The sequence below is a fragment of the Acidovorax sp. sif0632 genome, assembly GCF_019218805.1.
Classification (GTDB): Bacteria; Pseudomonadota; Gammaproteobacteria; order Burkholderiales; family Burkholderiaceae_C; genus Acidovorax; species Acidovorax facilis.
Genome location: NZ_JAHUWW010000003.1, coordinates 447758 through 462717 on the forward strand (window position 1 = coordinate 447758; position 14960 = coordinate 462717).

Below are 14960 nucleotides of genomic sequence, written 5' to 3' on the forward strand. Positions count from 1 at the left end.
TTTAGGGCGCAGCCGGAGTGCCGCGACGTGGATGCGATTGTCTCAGGCTGCTGGCGCGCCGGCCACGCTGACACGACCACGTACCGCACGCACGCTGTAGGTGCGAACCGAATGCTCCGGCATTTCCAGGCATTCGCCGGTCTGCAGGTCAAAGTGGTTCTTGTACAGCGGTGAAGCCACCACCACGCGGCCGCTCAGGCTGCCGATCAGCCCGCGCGACAGCACGCTGGCGCCCGACTTGGGATCCACGTTGTCAATGGCGAAGAACTGGTCGCTGCCAGTGCGAAAAACCGCCACGTGGAGATCGGCGACCAGGGCGCAGACGCCGGTGTTGGGGAGGATGTCATCCACCGCACAGATGTCGGTCCAGTCGAGGGAATCGGTGCTGTTCATGGGGAGTGCACTCATGGTCTATTCCTTTCAGGCCGCCTGGCGGATGGGGATCACTCTGGCCGACGCAGGGCCACGCTCATCGGCGCGCGCCGGGCGGATCTGGCCGCGCTCTTCGACGAAGAGCACGTTCTCATCGGCCTGGTCGCTGTTCACGAACGAGCGGAAGCGCTTGCGCGTCTCGGGGTCGGTCACGGCCGCCTTCCACTCGCACTGGTAAGTGTTCACCACGTGCTGCATCTGCGATTCAAGCTCGGCGCACAGGCCCAGACTGTCTTTTTGCAGCACGTCCTTGAGGTAGTCGAGGCCCCCTTCGAGGTTTTCGCGCCAGGTGCTTGTGCGCTGCAGCCGGTCTGCCGTGCGCACGTAGAACATCAGCACGCGGTCGATCATGCGCACCAGTTCTTCCTTTGTCAGGTCGGAGGCAAACAGCTCGGCGTGGCGCGGCTTCATGCCGCCGTTGCCACAGATGTAGAGATTCCAGCCCTTTTCAGTGGCAATGACGCCAATGTCCTTTCCCTGCGCCTCGGCGCATTCGCGCGTGCAGCCCGACACACCGAACTTGATCTTGTGCGGGGCACGCAGGCCCTTGTAACGGTTCTCCAGTTCCACGGCCAAGCCCACGCTGTCCTGCACTCCGTAGCGGCACCACGCGGAGCCCACACAGCTCTTCACGGTGCGCAGCGACTTGCCGTAGGCGTGGCCGGATTCAAAACCGGCGGCGATCAGCTCTTCCCAAATCAACGGCAACTGCTCCACCCGCGCACCAAACATGTCCACGCGCGCACCGCCCGTGACCTTGGTGTACAGCCCATATTTCTTGGCCACCTGGCCCACGGCGATCAGGCCGTCGGGTGTGACTTCGCCACCGGGCATGCGCGGCACCACCGAGTAGGTGCCGTCCTTCTGGATGTTGCCCAGGAAGTAGTCGTTGCTGTCCTGCAGGCTGGCCAGCTCCTTCTTGAGCACAAACTCGTTCCAGCACGAGGCGAACACACTGGCCGCCACGGGCTTGCAGATATCGCAGCCCATGCCCTTGCCATGCTTTGCCAGCAGGTCCTCGAAGCTCTTGATCTGGCCCACACGCACCAGGTGGTAGATCTCCTGGCGCGAGTAAGCGAAGTGCTCGCAGATGTGGTTGTTCACGGCCATGCCACGGCGCGCCATTTCCGCCTTCATGACCTGGGTGACCAGGGGCACGCAGCCGCCGCAGGTGGCACCAGCCTTGGTGCAGGCCTTCATCTCGGCAATGGTGCACGCCCCATTGCCCACGGCCTCGCAGATGCCGCCCTTGGTGACGTTGTTGCACGAGCAGATCTGTGCCGTATCTGGCAACGCCTCTACACCCAGTCCGGGCTTGGCCTTGCCGTCGCTGGAGGGGAAGATCAGGAACTCGGGGTCATCGGGCAGCGTGATGCCGTTCAGGGCCATCTGCAGCAACGTGCCGTATTCGGAGGCATCGCCGATCAGCACGGCGCCCAGCAGCTGCTTGCCATCCTCGCTGATGACGATCTTTTTGTAGACCTGGCGACGCTCGTCCACGTACTGGCAGGTGCGGCTGTGCGGCGTTTTCCCATGCGCGTCGCCAATGCTGGCTACGTCCACGCCCATGAGCTTGAGTTTGGTGCTCATGTCCGCACCGACGAAAGCCGCGTCGGTCTCACCCGCGATGTGGCGGGCGGCCACACGCGCCATGTCGTAGCCGGGCGCGACCAGGCCGAAAGTCTGCTCGTTCCACGAGGCGCATTCGCCGATGGCGTAGACATCGTGGTCGCTGGTACGGCAGGCACTGTCAATGGCCACGCCGCCGCGCGGGCCAATGGCCAGCAGGCTCTGGCGCGCCAGTTCGTCTCGTGGGCGGATGCCAGCGGAGAACACGATCATGTCGGTCTCCAGCCAGGTGCCGTCGGCAAACACCATGCGGTGGCGCGCGCGGGCGCCATCGGTGATCTCCTGCGTATTGCGGCCGGTGTGCACCTGCACGCCCAGTTCTTCGATCTTGGCGCGCAGCACGCGGCCACCGCCCTCATCCACCTGAACAGCCATGAGCCTGGGAGCGAACTCGACCACATGGGTTTCGAGGCCCATGTCGCGCAGCGCCTTGGCGCATTCCAGGCCCAGCAGCCCCCCGCCCACGACCACGCCGGTCTTCGATTTGGCACCCGAGGCCTGCATGGCCTCCAGGTCCTCGATGGTGCGGTAGACAAAGCAGTGATCGCGGTCGCGTCCGGACACCTGGGGCACGAAGGGATTGGAGCCGGTGGCCAACACCAGCTTGTCGTAGGTGAGCACTTCGCCATCCGCCGTGGTCACGGTGCGGATGCGACGGTCCACCGATGCAGCGCGCGCGGCCAGGCGCAACGTGAAGCCGGTGCGCTCGAAGAAGCCGGGTTCGACCAGCGAAAGTTCATCGGCCGAGGTGCCACTGAAGAAGGCCGACAGATGCACCCGGTCGTAGGCAGGGCGCGGCTCCTCGCACAGCACGGTGACCTCGACACCAGTCATGCCGGTTTCGGCCAGACTTTCGAGGAACTTGTGGCCGACCATGCCGTGGCCAATGAGAACGATTTTCATGCTTGCTCATCCTGCAAGAACCCGGGGAACCGTTTCGAGGGGTGCAGGATGTGCCATGCCAGCGGCACAGCACACCCTCCGCGGAACCACGGGCGTGGGTTGGAACTACCAAGCGGGCGACTGCAAAAAAAGCCGCAACTCACTCGGGTGTTCCGCCATCATTAGCGGAGGGTATCGATCGGTCCGCAGGCAGCTTCACCAGCAGACACGGAAGGGGTTCGCAATATTCATGCCGCACCTTCCGAGGCCATGCCGAGCCTCTGTAGACGGACCAGGTAGGGCTGACCGGATCGTTCTCTGGAGTACCGCCCGGTGGCGGAATGCATCAATGCAGTGCAGCACCTCACCAAATCAGGGCAATCACCCATACCGATGGCGAGCGGCAAGGACTGGAGCCGCCCGGCTTTGGCAAAGGCTTGGGCGGTGGACACCTTGGAATCTTCCGATTCACCAAGGCATCTGCAGTGTCACCCTTGCAACCCACCTTGCCTTGCGGTCATCTTTTCATTTCCAAACAAAGCGAGCTCCGGCAGACTGGCACGGCAGGACGGAGGCGACTGGCAACCACCGAGCATCAAGTTCATGAAGCACCGACAGCCCCAGCCCCCATCAATACCCATGACCCCACCAGCATGAGCACCAGTATGAACACCGACCGGAGAGTCAACACCGACAGACGCAACGGGCAGGACCGCCGACAAACAGAAAAAGGCCCTCCCAGCAACTACGAACGCAGGCGTGCCGTGGAGGCACGGCAACCGGAATTGACGGAGCTGCATCTGGACGAAGAAGAACTCAAAGCGCTGGGATTTATAAAAACCACATCCATGCCACAAAGCCCGACTTGATATCTGCGGTGCCCCACAAGCGCCTGAAGCCGGTTGCCCAAACCCACAGGGATACACCGTTGCCCCGCTTCAGGTCCGCCACTCAGCAGCGTCCTGTTTCAATCTCCGTGGAGCGCAAGCAGACGGTGCGCCACCATGTCCAATGCAGGCCGGGTGTTGCCCTGCTTGTCCGTCCAGACTCTCGGTGTGATGCTGCCCGAAAGCGCGAGTGAATCCCCATCGCGCAGGTGATGAATGGCAGCGCAAACACCCACCTCAAACGCAATCACATTCACAAAAAGCAACTCGCCATCCGCCGTGTTTGCACGCACCTTGGCCACAGTGAAAGGCTTTCCAGCCTTGTCGGTACGCTGCTCGGAATCACCGTAAAGCCTTCCGGCCACGAGTCCATCGATCATGAAAGTCCTCCGCCCCGGCGGGCCATCACCTGTTTTCGATCAGCACACAGCGCGCTCCCTGGCGGCCAGCCCGCACAACAAGCCTTAAGAGTGCAGCGGTCAGGAGGCATGGCACAAATCATTCAGGGATACCTCTGAGCGCCCTCTCAAGCAAAAAAGCCCAGAACCTTTCGGTTCTGGGCTTTTGCTATCAATGGTCGGCGTGGCGGGATTCGAAATCCTCAGCTAACGCCGTATAAATACTTGCAAAATTGCATAGAGCGATCAGAGTTGCCCCCAAAGTTGCCCCATGCGCCCAACTGCTCCGATTCTCACACAGTCGCGGGCAGCGCAACCGCTGTTCAGTTCTGGATTGGCAATTCGACAGTTAGCGTTGGGTCTTGTGGGCCATGCACGAAACACTGGAGCTGTGGCAAATGAACTAAGGCTTCAGCTTGCTCCACGGTGCCATGGAGCCAGGTATCCCAGTCACCCTTTTCCAGCGGCACCACAGTGCGCTTGTCCTGCTTGTCAGGCGCGCGCTTGGGGTCCGGCCGGTGCATCAGGTTGAGCACCGGCACATCGTCGCAGTTCTGCGTGATCATGGTGTAGCTAGGCACCACCTCGCCCGTGGCCGGGTCGGTCCATTCGCTCCACAAGCCCGCCAGACCCCACGGCTCTCCATCGGCGCGCTCGAACTGCCAGGGGATGTGCTTGCCAGTGCCCCAGTAGGGTTCAACGTATAGCTGCGCCGGGATGATGCAGCGCTGCCCCTTGCGCCACGGGCCGCCGTATGTCCATGACTTGGCCATGCCCTCGCGCCTGGCATTCACCGTGTTCAGGCGTTTGCCATCCTTGCCAGTGGGGATGTGTGTTTTGGAGTGCGGCGGGATCATTCCCCACTGCCCCACCACCAGCTCGCGCCCTGTATCGCCCTTGGCCCGCAGGAACGGCCCCCGGTACAGCGGGCTCATTTTGTCGCGCCACTCTTCCTCGGGCACGTCACCGAAGTGCAGCACCAGCTGCTCGCGGCCCGGGACCTCGTAGTAGGTACACATGGCAACATTCTGGCAGCAGATGGCTATACTGTGAATATGTACAGCTTTTTGGATTCTCCCCTGCCCGTGCCGTATGACGCGGCTGTGCAGGTGCTCGCTCTGCCGGTGTGCGGCGTGAGTGTGCGCGCGGGGTTTCCATCGCCTGCTGACGACTTCGTGGTGGAGCGGCTGGACATCATGCAGCTGCTGGTGAAGCACCCCCAGGCCACCTACTTCTGGCGGGTGCGGGGGGACTCGATGCGCGACGCGGGCATTGATGACGGCTGCATCATTGCCGTGGACCGGGCGATCAAGCCCAAGCACAACAACATCGTGGTGGCCATCGTGGACGGCGAATGCACGGTGAAGTTTTTGCACCAGCGCGCCGGCCGCATCAAGCTGCGCGCGGCCAACCCCACCTATCCCGACATCATCCCCCGCGACAGCCAGACCATTGAGGTGTGGGGTGTGGTGAGTGGGTGCGTGAAGCTGTTTCCCACCTGATCTGATGGATGGAGGCCAGCATGTACGCGCTGGTGGATGGGAACAATTTTTACGTGAGCTGCGAGCGGGTTTTCCGCCCCAGTCTGAACGGCCGCCCGGTAGTGGTGCTGAGCAACAACGACGGCTGCGCCATTGCCCGCAGCAATGAGGCCAAGGCGCTGGGCATCAAGATGGGGGCGCCGTGGTTCCAGATCCGCCACATGGAGGAAACCCACGGCCTAGTGGCGCTGAGTGCGAATTTCACGCTGTACGGCGACATGAGCGACCGCATGATGAGTCTGGCGGCGGGCCTGGGTCCCACGCAGGAGATTTACAGCATCGATGAGTCGTTCATCGGCCTGCAAGGAGTGCGGGGCGATCTGACCAAACGCAGCCAGGCCATCCGCGACCGCATCAATCAATGGGTGGGCATCCCCTGTGGGGTGGGCATCGGCCAGACCAAGACGCTGGCGAAGCTGGCCAACCACATCGCCAAGACGGCCGAGCGCAAACCGGGCAGCTATCCGGTCGAGCTGGCCCAGGTGTGCAACCTGACCGCCCTGCCCGCCCAGGACCTGGACGACGTGCTGGCCGCCACGCTGGTGGAAGAAGTGTGGGGCGTGGGCCGGAAGATCGCGGCGCAGCTGCATGAAGGCGGGGTGCATACCGTGCTAGACCTGGCCCGGCTGGACCCCGCCACGGTGCGCAGGCGCTGGAGCGTGGTGCTGGAACGCACGGTGCGCGAGTTGCAGGGAATGCAGTGCATTGACCTGGACGATGCACCAGCACCGAAGAAAGAAATTGCCTGCACCCGGTCTTTCGGTCATGCGGTGACTGAGCTGCCGCCGCTGGTGGAGGCAGTGAGCGAATTCGCCAGCCGCGCGGCCGAGAAGTTGCGCAAGCAAGGCAGCCTGGCCAGCCAGCTGCTGGTGTTCTGCCACACCTCCCCTTTCCGACCCGGTCCCAGGTTCAACCGCAGCATCGTGGTGCCACTGCGCCGCCCTACGGCCGACACCGGCACGCTGGTATGGGCAGCATCCGCTGGCATGCGGCGCATCTACGAGCCCGGCTACAAGATGGCCAAGGCCGGGGTGATGCTCCTGGACCTGGTGCCGGGCAGCGTTTTGCAGGGCGAGCTGGATCTGGAGGATGAAGACCACCGGGACCGCACCAAGCTGATGGTGGCGCTGGACACGCTCAACCAGCGCTATGGCAAGGGCACTGTGCATTCAGGCGCGACGGGCGGCACCAACAAAGGCAAGGAATGGGGGATGAAGCAGGAGCGGCGCACTCCGCAGTACACGACGCGGTGGGAGGATGTGCCGGTGGCGCGAGCCTAGCTAAAACGCTAGAGTGATCGAACTACTACCTCTTGTGAAAAATTATGGAAACTAAATCACGTTGGGACGGGGATTTACTTGAGCGTGACATTTTTGGAGATTTTCTATACAAATTTATAGTCAAGCGTCACGAATCACAAACTGGTCACGACGCTACTTGTTGCGCTCTGGACGGAGGATGGGGAGAAGGGAAGACTTTCTTTATAAATCACTGGGCGAAGGACATCGAAGGAAATCAACATCCAGTAATCATATTTGATGCATGGAAGAACGATCACCACAAGGATCCTTTACTATCTTTCATCGCCCATATAAATAATGCCTTAAGCCCATTAATAAGCAGGACACCCAAAGGCCCGAGAATTGCAAGAAGCTTAAAAAAGAAAGCGCAAGAAGTTTTTATGCAAGCTGGAAAGGCGGCAATTCCACTCGGCGCCGCCGTGGTAAAAAATTACGCCAAAAAAATAGTAGGCGAAGAGGGTGGAGAAATCGCAAAACAAATAATTGAACCGAGCGATAAATTAATATTTGACGAAGATATCGAGAAATTTTTAGAAAAGACTTTTGAAGACTATGCAATCAAAAATAACACGATAGAAAAAGTCAAAACAGATCTGGAAACACTTGCAGAAAAACTCGAAACCATCGGAGGCTTCAGGGCGCCAATATTTATTATTGTCGATGAGTTAGACAGGTGTCGACCAGACTACGCTTTAAGCCTGCTAGAGGGAATCAAACACATTTTCAATGCAAAAGGGATTGCATTTGTAATCAGCACAAATATAACTCAGCTCGCTCAGTCGGTAAAAGCTCTTTATGGACAAGGCTTTGATGGCCGAAATTATTTGCGACGATTTTTTGATTTTGACTATCAATTACCAGAAGGAAGTTCTACAGATTACATTCGACAAATAATAAAAAATACTCCCGTATCAAACCCGAAATATGTGTACTCAGGTCTCTATTTGGCAGACAACTGGAACAACATAGAATTCACCCCCGAGGAAACCATCAACTATCTTATAAATCACTTCAACATAGACCTAAGAAGTGCAAAACAAGTCATAACAAAAGCTGAATGCTTTTTAGCCCTACAGCCAAGCCATGAGAAAACAAATCTAACATATCTTATTGCCTTATGCTGCCTCGATATAGTAAATGACACCGCAATCGAAAGCCTTATCCGCGACCCAGCGCAGCGCATGTCTACATTCATCGAAAAAACCGGTCAAACTTCGACGTTCAAAATCGCACATACAGACCTAGTCGGGAAAACATCCAATCAGGAAAAATCTCTCTCCGACGTGCTAGATATTTATCAATTATCTTCGGCAAAGGCGATGAAAATAATTCACAATATCGATTCACCAAATTGCTACGAACAGGCCATCATTTCATCAACTCCATCATCAGCCAGAATTAACCCGCTCAAAAAATATCCTCAGCAGGTAAAGAAAATGACGAAATTCACCGCTCACTGAATGGGCGTTAGAGTTTTCAAAACGATATTTTGAAGCGCCGAGAGCTTGTAAGTCTGAAAATTGGTCGAAACACTGACAAAACCCGTCAAAACCCGTCATTCGGAACGCCTCCAGAACCGACCTCGAAGCCGCAACGCGCCTCGCGCAGCATAGTGTCGGCAGGGTCGGCGGAAACGCCCCATCAAGAGGGTAGGCGCGGCGGGGTCTCGACTGCGCGCGGCGGGTCGGGCTGGGGGTTTGGGCAGGCGGGGGGCACCCCCGGGCGGGCACCCACCGGGGCAGGCCTGGCGGGGCCGTGGAGAGGCAAAGTAACGGGTAGAGGACAGCGCACAGCATGCCGCCCGCGTATGGGCGTAAAAAAGGCCACCGCTTGGGTGGCCTGTCACAGTGTGCAGACTGGTTATGCCGCTTCGCGCTGTTCGCCGTGCACCAGTGCTTCCAACCTGGCCACGGCCACATCGAAGTAGTGCTGATCCTGTTCAAACCCGATGAACCGGTATCCGGCCTGCAGCGCGGCCACGCCCGTGGAGGCGCTGCCCATGAAGGGGTCGAGGATGATGCTGCCAGGTGGCACCGCCTGCACCAGCTGCTGCATCAACTCCACCGGCTTGCCGGTCATGTGCAGTTTCTTGCGGTGGTCCACGCGCTCCCGCACCAAGCCGGGCCAGGGGCCGCCATGCTCTGCGATGGCCAGCGGACCATTCGACCCCCACACCACGTACTCGCACTGATGGCGGAAATACCCCTTGTGCGGGGCGCGGGATGATTCGGTCTTGTCCCACGGGACCAAGCCACGCCACACCAGCCCGCCCGCCTGGAAGGCATCGGTCAACGCGGGCAGCTGGCGCCAGTCGGTGAACACCATGGCATACCCGCCAGGGCGCAGCGCCTGGCGCGCGAGCGACACCCAGCAGCTGACCCAAAACGCCCAGCTGCGGGCGTCGCGGTTGTCCCCGCTGAAATCCACGTTGTGTTTTGCCTGCTGGGCGGGGCCGGACTGCGTGTACTTCGCGTTGGGCGTCTGCATGCGGTCCCCTCGCACCATGCCGCCGCTGCTGTACGGCGGGTCGGTGATGAGGGCGTCAACCCGCAGGCCCAGCTGCTGCATCAGTTGCATGCTGTCGCCCAGGTAAATGGTGGCGTTGCCGATCTGGCGGCAGACTGGGGTGGTTTGTGCTTCGGTTTCTTTGCTTTGAGTCATGGTCGGTTTTGTTCGACGCTCCCAGGCGTTCTGGCTGGGGACTCGCGGCCCTCACGTTATTCAGTGTCCCGCAGCGGGGGCACTTGATTTCCAAACACTGGAACACTGCGCGCGCCAGCAGGCGGTGGCAGCTCCCACATCTCACTTCGTTCATTCGGCATCACCTATGATCGCCCTCGCCTAGCTAGGTGGCAGGGTCTTCGGTCAATGCCGTGGTCACTCACGGCGGAGGCGTTTTCCTGGGGTGTTAGCGCACCCCGAGAATTCGCCCTGTCTTTTTTTGGCGATATTCACCGCCAGCGCTTTACCATCAAGCGCACATAGCTATCTATTTAGTAGCACCTTCTTTCTCACTGGTGACGGCCACCACATAGGGATCAAAGCGCACCACCTCCTGACCAAGCCAGTCGTTCAACTCCCGAAACTTGGCCTGCAGCGGCTCAATCTCGTTTCGGGCAAACACCTGGGCGGCGGGCAAGATGGCGCCGAAGCCGCCTGTGTTGCCTGGAACAATCCCCATCAACTGGGGCGGGATGCGGTGGGCCGCCAGCACATCGTCGCGGCTCACGTTCTTGATGTTGATGAAGTCGTCCTTGGCGGCCACCTCCCCCACTGGGATGATCTGGATACCGTCTTTCTTGCCGTTGGGCGCGTACATGAACAGGTTGCGAAAGTTGCCCGGCCCCTTGCTCTGTTTCAGTGCCTCGCGGATCGAATCCACATCCGCCTGCTGGTGGGCAGGGTCGGTGATATACATGATGAAACCCGCATGGCTCCCGTTCTGGAAATACTTGCGCCGGAACAAGGTGGCTGACTCATTGAGCCAGGCCGCCTGCAGCGTGGCCAGGTACTCGGGCAAGCCATAAATTTCCTGGTTGATATCGCACTCCATCAGATGGAACACGCTGCCCTTCTTGAACTCGTGTTCGGTCTTGAACCCGTGGACGTAGAAGTAGGAGTCCAGATCCGCGCCCCGGCGTACGTACTTTGCCAAGCTGTGATCGAGCCCAAGGTTTTCGCCCAGCATGTTGGGCCGTCGCTCAAGGTACGCATTGCCAAAGGTGAGGAAGTCCAGCGCCCACTTGCTGAACGTGGCCCGGTCCAGCAGCTTGTGGGGGATGAAGGTGCTGGCCAGCACGTTGCGCTTGAAATACAGGGCCGAGCTGTGGTGCGTGCTGGCGCGAAACGATCGCGCCAGGCCTTCCCAGCTCAAGGGCGGTTCGTACCACTTGCCATTCAGCCAAGTCTCTGCATAGTCCATCAGCTCGCGCCCGTCCATCACCGGCACCGGGTCGCCAAAGGAGAACGCCTCCATCCCCCCGCCTTGTGGCGCCGCCTGCATGGCGGCCATGGGTGCGGGCCGGTCCGTGCGGCCTTTTCTCTTTGCCATTACGAAATCTCCACGATTGATTGATTGGCCACGGTGTCGCCTTCCAGCGGCTCATTCGCCAGCGCGTGCATGCACGCCCAAGCCAGATCCGCGTGGCCTGTTTCGCTGTTGCGCCCGGCCGTGTAGGTCACGTGCCGCCCGCTGGGTGTCAACGTCTTTTTGATCGCCATGAAGGCCTGAGCGATATCCACGGCGCCCGCATCGAACTGCAAGCGCCCTTTGCTGATGACGTTCTGCGCCTTAAGCACCAGTTGCGCCTTCACCTCTGGCGAGTAGCGGAACCCCGTGGCGGCCGGGAAAAAGCCCTTCACGATCTGATAAACGCCCTGCCCCATACCCGTGGTGTCGATGCCGATGTACGCCACGTTGTAGCGGTCGGTGATCTTCTTGATTTCCGCCGCCTGGGCTTCGTAGTCCATGCCCCTGAACTGGTGGTGCTCCAACACGCGGAACTTGCCGCCCGGCGTGGTCGGTGGCGCCAGCACCACACAGCCCGCCGAATCGCCCGACAGCGCGGGGTCATACCCAATCCACACCGGCCGGTAGCCGTAGGGCCGGGTCATGAACGGCTTCACATCGTCCCAAAGTTCCCAGCTGTCCACCATGCAGGCCTGCAGCTGCGCGAGGGGGAACGAACTCTGTGAATCGTCGATGAACCCACACATCAGCAGGTTCTCGAACTCGTCCGGGGCGTACTCGATGCGCAGCTCGTCAACATCGAACAGGTCGCAGCCACCGCGCGCCGCGTCCATGATGTTGACGATCTGCCGCCAAATCTTGTCCTCGCCCGTGAAGCCGCCAGCCAGGCGGTCGTGCGACAGATCCAGCTTGATGCGGTCTGCCTTTGGGCGGCGCTTGTTGAAGCGGTCACCGTTCCACAGCGCATAGGCCTGGTGCTGGATGCTGCTGGGCGTGCTGAAGTAGGTTTTGCGCCATTGCTTGTGCAGCGCCATGCCGCTGGCCACCTTGTTCAGTTCCTCGAAGTTGTGGGTCCAGAAGAACTCGTCAAAGTAGAAATTGCCGTGGTAGCCCTGCGCCGTGCGCGCGTTCGTACCGAGGAAATACAAGTGCGCCCCGTTGGGCAGCACGATGGGATCACCCGACAGCTCCACGCCGCAAGCATCCTTGGCAAATTGGATGATGTACTGCTTGAAAACATGGGCCTGTGACTTCGACGCGCTGAGGAAAATCTGATTGCGGCCGGTGGTCAGTGCATCCGCCAGGGCCTCGCGGGCAAAGTACCAAGTCGCACCAATCTGGCGCGACTTGAGAATCATCCGGGTGCGTTCCTGGCTGCTGGCCCACCAAAGCTTTTGGTAGTCGAACAGTGAGTCGCGGAAAGCATCGAGCAGCTGTTCAATCTGCTGCTCGTCAAAGTGGTTGCGCTTGGGCTTCTTCTTGGGCCTGTCATTACGGGCATCAATAGCCGGATTCAGGTCGGCCTCTTTGCCCGTTTCCTTGTACTTGTGCACCCGGGCCACGCGCTCGATCTGTCGGCCTAAAAGATCGATTTCCTTGTAATCGCCGCCGCTCTTGTTGTCCTTGGCAATGAGCTGCACCAGCCGCGTTTCTAGCGCGCCTTCCACGCGCTGGATGGGCGTGGCCTTGTCCCACTGCTCCGCATCTTTCCAGCCATGCACCGTGGTGCGCGGTTCCTCGATGTATTCGGCAATGTTTGTGATGCGCCAGCCCTGCCAGTAAAGGTGCCGGGCTGCGCGCTTTTTATCCGCTGCCATGCCTTCGGCCGGAACGGTCGAAAACGGGAGCGATGTGGCGAGCGCTGATGCTGACATGGCCCCGAGATTAGGGGCGCACACGCGCGCGCGGACCCTGCTGCGCAGCCCTTTCGGATGTGCCTGAAGCGCACACATGCGGCATGCGTTGAAAGCGAATCCCAGCGGCCCGACCATGGCGGCTAGTCGCAACCACTACCGCAAAAGCAACCCGCAGGACACCACCACCATGGCCAAGAAATCCAAGTTCTTCCGCGTCGCCCGTGAAGGCGCCACCACTGACGGCCGCCAGATCGAGCGCAGCTGGATCGAGCAGATCGTCAAGAACTTCAGCCGCGAAACCTACAGTCCGCGTGTGTGGCTGGAACACATGCGCAGCGCCTACCCTGACAGCATGTTCAAGGCCTACGGCGACGTGCTGGCCGTCGAATCGCGCGAGGGCAAAGACGGCAAGCTGGAGCTGTTCGCGCAGATTGAACCGCTGCCCGAGTTGGAGGCCATGAACAAGGCCCGGCAAAAGCTGTTCACCAGCATCGAGGTGCACCCCAAGTTTGCCGACACAGGCGAGGCCTACCTGACGGGCCTGGCTGTCACCGACAGCCCGGCCAGCTTGGGCACCGAAATGCTGGCCTTCGCCCAGCAGAACCCCACAGCCAACCCCCTGGCATCCCGCAAAAGCGACCCGGCCACGCTGTTCACCCAGGCCGTCGAAACCGAGCTGGTGTTCGAGGACGACGACACCGAGGGCGTGGGCGCCAAGTTCACGGCTGGCCTCAAGGCACTGCGCGAAAAATTCAGCGCCAAGAACAAGACCGACGACGCCCGCTTTGCCGAAGTGCTCGCAGGCTTCGAGCAGTTTGCAGAGCTGGCCGAGAGCCAAAGCAAAGCCCACGACACGCTCGCCAAAGACCACGCCAAGCTGGCCCGGGAATTCGCAACCCTGCAAACCGCCCACGGCGACCTGGTGAAAAAGCTCGAAGGCACCACCGCGCAGAACCACACCCAGCGCCCGGCAGCCACCGGCGCCCAGGGCTATCAGCAGACCGACTGCTGAACCACCACCGACACCCGAAAACGCAACTACCCCGGAGCACTCTCAATGCGCAACGAAACCCGCCTTCTTTACACCGCCCTGCTGTCCCATGTGGGTCACCTCAACGGCGTTGCCAACGCCGCCGCCACTTTCACAGTGACGCCCAGCGTGCAACAGACGCTGGAGAACAAGATTCAGGAGAGCAGCGACTTTCTGAGCCGCATCAACATCGTTCCCGTGGTGGAACAAATGGGCGACAAACTGGGCCTGGGCATCAACGGCCCGGTGGCCAGCCGCACCAACACCGCCAACACAGACCGCCAAACCCGCGACGTGCACACGCTCGATCAGCGTGGCTACAAGTGCGAGAAGACCAACTTCGACACACACATCAAATACGCCACGCTCGACGCCTGGGCCAAGTTCAAGGACTTCCAGATCCGCGTGCGCGACCAGATCATTGCGCGCCAGGCCCTCGACCGCATGCTGATCGGTTTCCACGGCACCAGCGTTGCGGCTACCACCGACCTGGTGGCCAACCCCCTGCTGCAGGATGTGAACAAGGGCTGGCTGCAGAACCTGCGTGAAGAAGCGCCCGCGCGAGTGATGACGCAAGGCGGCACGCCGGGCGTGGTGAAAGTGGGTGCAGCTGGCGACTACAAGAACCTCGACGCACTGGTGTTCGACGCCATACGCCTGATGGACCCGTGGTTCCACAACAACCCAAATCTGGTTTGCATGCTGGGGCGCAATCTGCTGGATGACAAATATTTCCCGCTGGTGAATGTCGAACAGGCCCCCACCGAAACCCTGGCCGCGGACATCATCATCAGCCAGAAGCGCGTGGGCGGCCTGCAGGCTGCTGCGGTGCCATTCTTCCCCGACAACGCCCTGCTGATCACCACTTACGACAACCTGTCGATCTACTGGCAGGAAGGCGCGCGCCGCCGCCGCATGGAAGACAACCCAAAGCGTGACCGCATCGAGAACTACGAAAGCTCGAACGACGCCTATGTGGTGGAAAACACCGGCATGGCTGCGATGGTGGAAAACATCGAAATCGCGTAAAGGCC

14 protein-coding genes are annotated in these 14960 nt (G+C 60.2%); 6 read left to right on the forward strand and 8 right to left on the reverse strand.

The window, feature by feature from the left end; translation table 11 throughout:
* Window positions 1-42 precede the first annotated feature (42 nt).
* The gene (nirD, locus tag KW832_RS11990; RefSeq protein ID WP_228897937.1) at window positions 43-408 is read right to left on the reverse strand and encodes a nitrite reductase small subunit NirD; all 366 of its coding nucleotides are present in this window, start codon (window positions 406-408) and stop codon (window positions 43-45) included.
* A 12-nt stretch (window positions 409-420) separates the two neighbouring features.
* Window positions 421-2964 (reverse strand): nitrite reductase large subunit NirB, encoded by a 2544-nt coding sequence (gene nirB / locus KW832_RS11995; RefSeq protein ID WP_218300045.1) that lies wholly within the window; start codon window positions 2962-2964, stop codon window positions 421-423.
* Between the two features lie 632 nt (window positions 2965-3596).
* Between nirB and KW832_RS12000 the strand changes: the two genes are divergently transcribed.
* Window positions 3597-3812, forward strand: coding sequence for a hypothetical protein (locus KW832_RS12000; protein ID WP_233573437.1), 216 nt, complete (start codon window positions 3597-3599; stop codon window positions 3810-3812).
* Between the two features lie 98 nt (window positions 3813-3910).
* Here the strand turns inward: KW832_RS12000 and KW832_RS12005 are convergent, their stop codons facing one another.
* Window positions 3911-4210, reverse strand: coding sequence for a single-stranded DNA-binding protein (locus tag KW832_RS12005; RefSeq protein WP_218300046.1), 300 nt, complete (start codon window positions 4208-4210; stop codon window positions 3911-3913).
* Window positions 4211-4551: 341 nt separating this feature from the next.
* Window positions 4552-5247 (reverse strand): SOS response-associated peptidase, encoded by a 696-nt coding sequence (locus tag KW832_RS12010; protein ID WP_218300047.1) that lies wholly within the window; start codon window positions 5245-5247, stop codon window positions 4552-4554.
* 36 nt (window positions 5248-5283) lie between these two features.
* On the opposite strand from KW832_RS12010, the gene KW832_RS12015 reads away from it, so the two are divergent.
* The 3 genes from KW832_RS12015 to KW832_RS12025 are packed head-to-tail and all read left to right on the forward strand — an operon-like array spanning window position 5284 to window position 8530.
* Entirely contained in the window at window positions 5284-5730 is a 447-nt protein-coding gene (locus tag KW832_RS12015; RefSeq protein ID WP_010465837.1) for a LexA family transcriptional regulator, read from the forward strand.
* Between the two features lie 20 nt (window positions 5731-5750).
* Window positions 5751-7049: a Y-family DNA polymerase gene (locus KW832_RS12020; RefSeq protein ID WP_218300048.1), complete on the forward strand. Its 1299-nt coding sequence runs from the start codon at window positions 5751-5753 to the stop codon at window positions 7047-7049.
* A gap of 44 nt (window positions 7050-7093) precedes the next feature.
* Window positions 7094-8530, forward strand: a complete 1437-nt coding sequence (locus KW832_RS12025) for a P-loop NTPase fold protein (protein ID WP_218300049.1) — start codon at window positions 7094-7096, stop codon at window positions 8528-8530.
* Between the two features lie 400 nt (window positions 8531-8930).
* On the opposite strand, the gene KW832_RS12030 is transcribed toward KW832_RS12025, so the two are convergent.
* The 4 genes from KW832_RS12030 to KW832_RS12045 all read right to left on the reverse strand — a co-directional run bounded on the left by KW832_RS12030 (window position 8931) and on the right by KW832_RS12045 (window position 12914).
* A complete protein-coding gene (locus KW832_RS12030; RefSeq protein ID WP_255577698.1) occupies window positions 8931-9731 on the reverse strand; it encodes a DNA methyltransferase in 801 nt (266 codons plus the stop codon).
* Window positions 9613-9885 carry a Com family DNA-binding transcriptional regulator gene (locus KW832_RS12035; protein WP_218300051.1) on the reverse strand — a complete coding sequence of 91 codons (273 nt, stop codon included), beginning with the start codon at window positions 9883-9885 and terminating at the stop codon, window positions 9613-9615. The genes KW832_RS12030 and KW832_RS12035 overlap by 119 nt, the downstream gene beginning before the upstream one ends.
* Before the next feature lie 174 nt (window positions 9886-10059).
* Window positions 10060-11121, reverse strand: coding sequence for a phage portal protein (locus tag KW832_RS12040; RefSeq protein ID WP_218300052.1), 1062 nt, complete (start codon window positions 11119-11121; stop codon window positions 10060-10062).
* The gene (locus KW832_RS12045) at window positions 11121-12914 is read right to left on the reverse strand and encodes a terminase ATPase subunit family protein (RefSeq protein ID WP_370628686.1); all 1794 of its coding nucleotides are present in this window, start codon (window positions 12912-12914) and stop codon (window positions 11121-11123) included. The genes KW832_RS12040 and KW832_RS12045 overlap by 1 nt, the downstream gene beginning before the upstream one ends.
* A 115-nt stretch (window positions 12915-13029) precedes the next feature.
* On the opposite strand from KW832_RS12045, the gene KW832_RS12050 reads away from it, so the two are divergent.
* Window positions 13030-13908: a GPO family capsid scaffolding protein gene (locus KW832_RS12050; protein ID WP_255577700.1), complete on the forward strand. Its 879-nt coding sequence runs from the start codon at window positions 13030-13032 to the stop codon at window positions 13906-13908.
* 45 nt (window positions 13909-13953) lie between these two features.
* On the forward strand, window positions 13954-14955 hold the full coding sequence (locus KW832_RS12055; protein ID WP_218300054.1) for a phage major capsid protein, P2 family: 1002 nt from the start codon (window positions 13954-13956) through the stop codon (window positions 14953-14955).
* The last annotated feature ends 5 nt before the right edge of the window (window positions 14956-14960 follow it).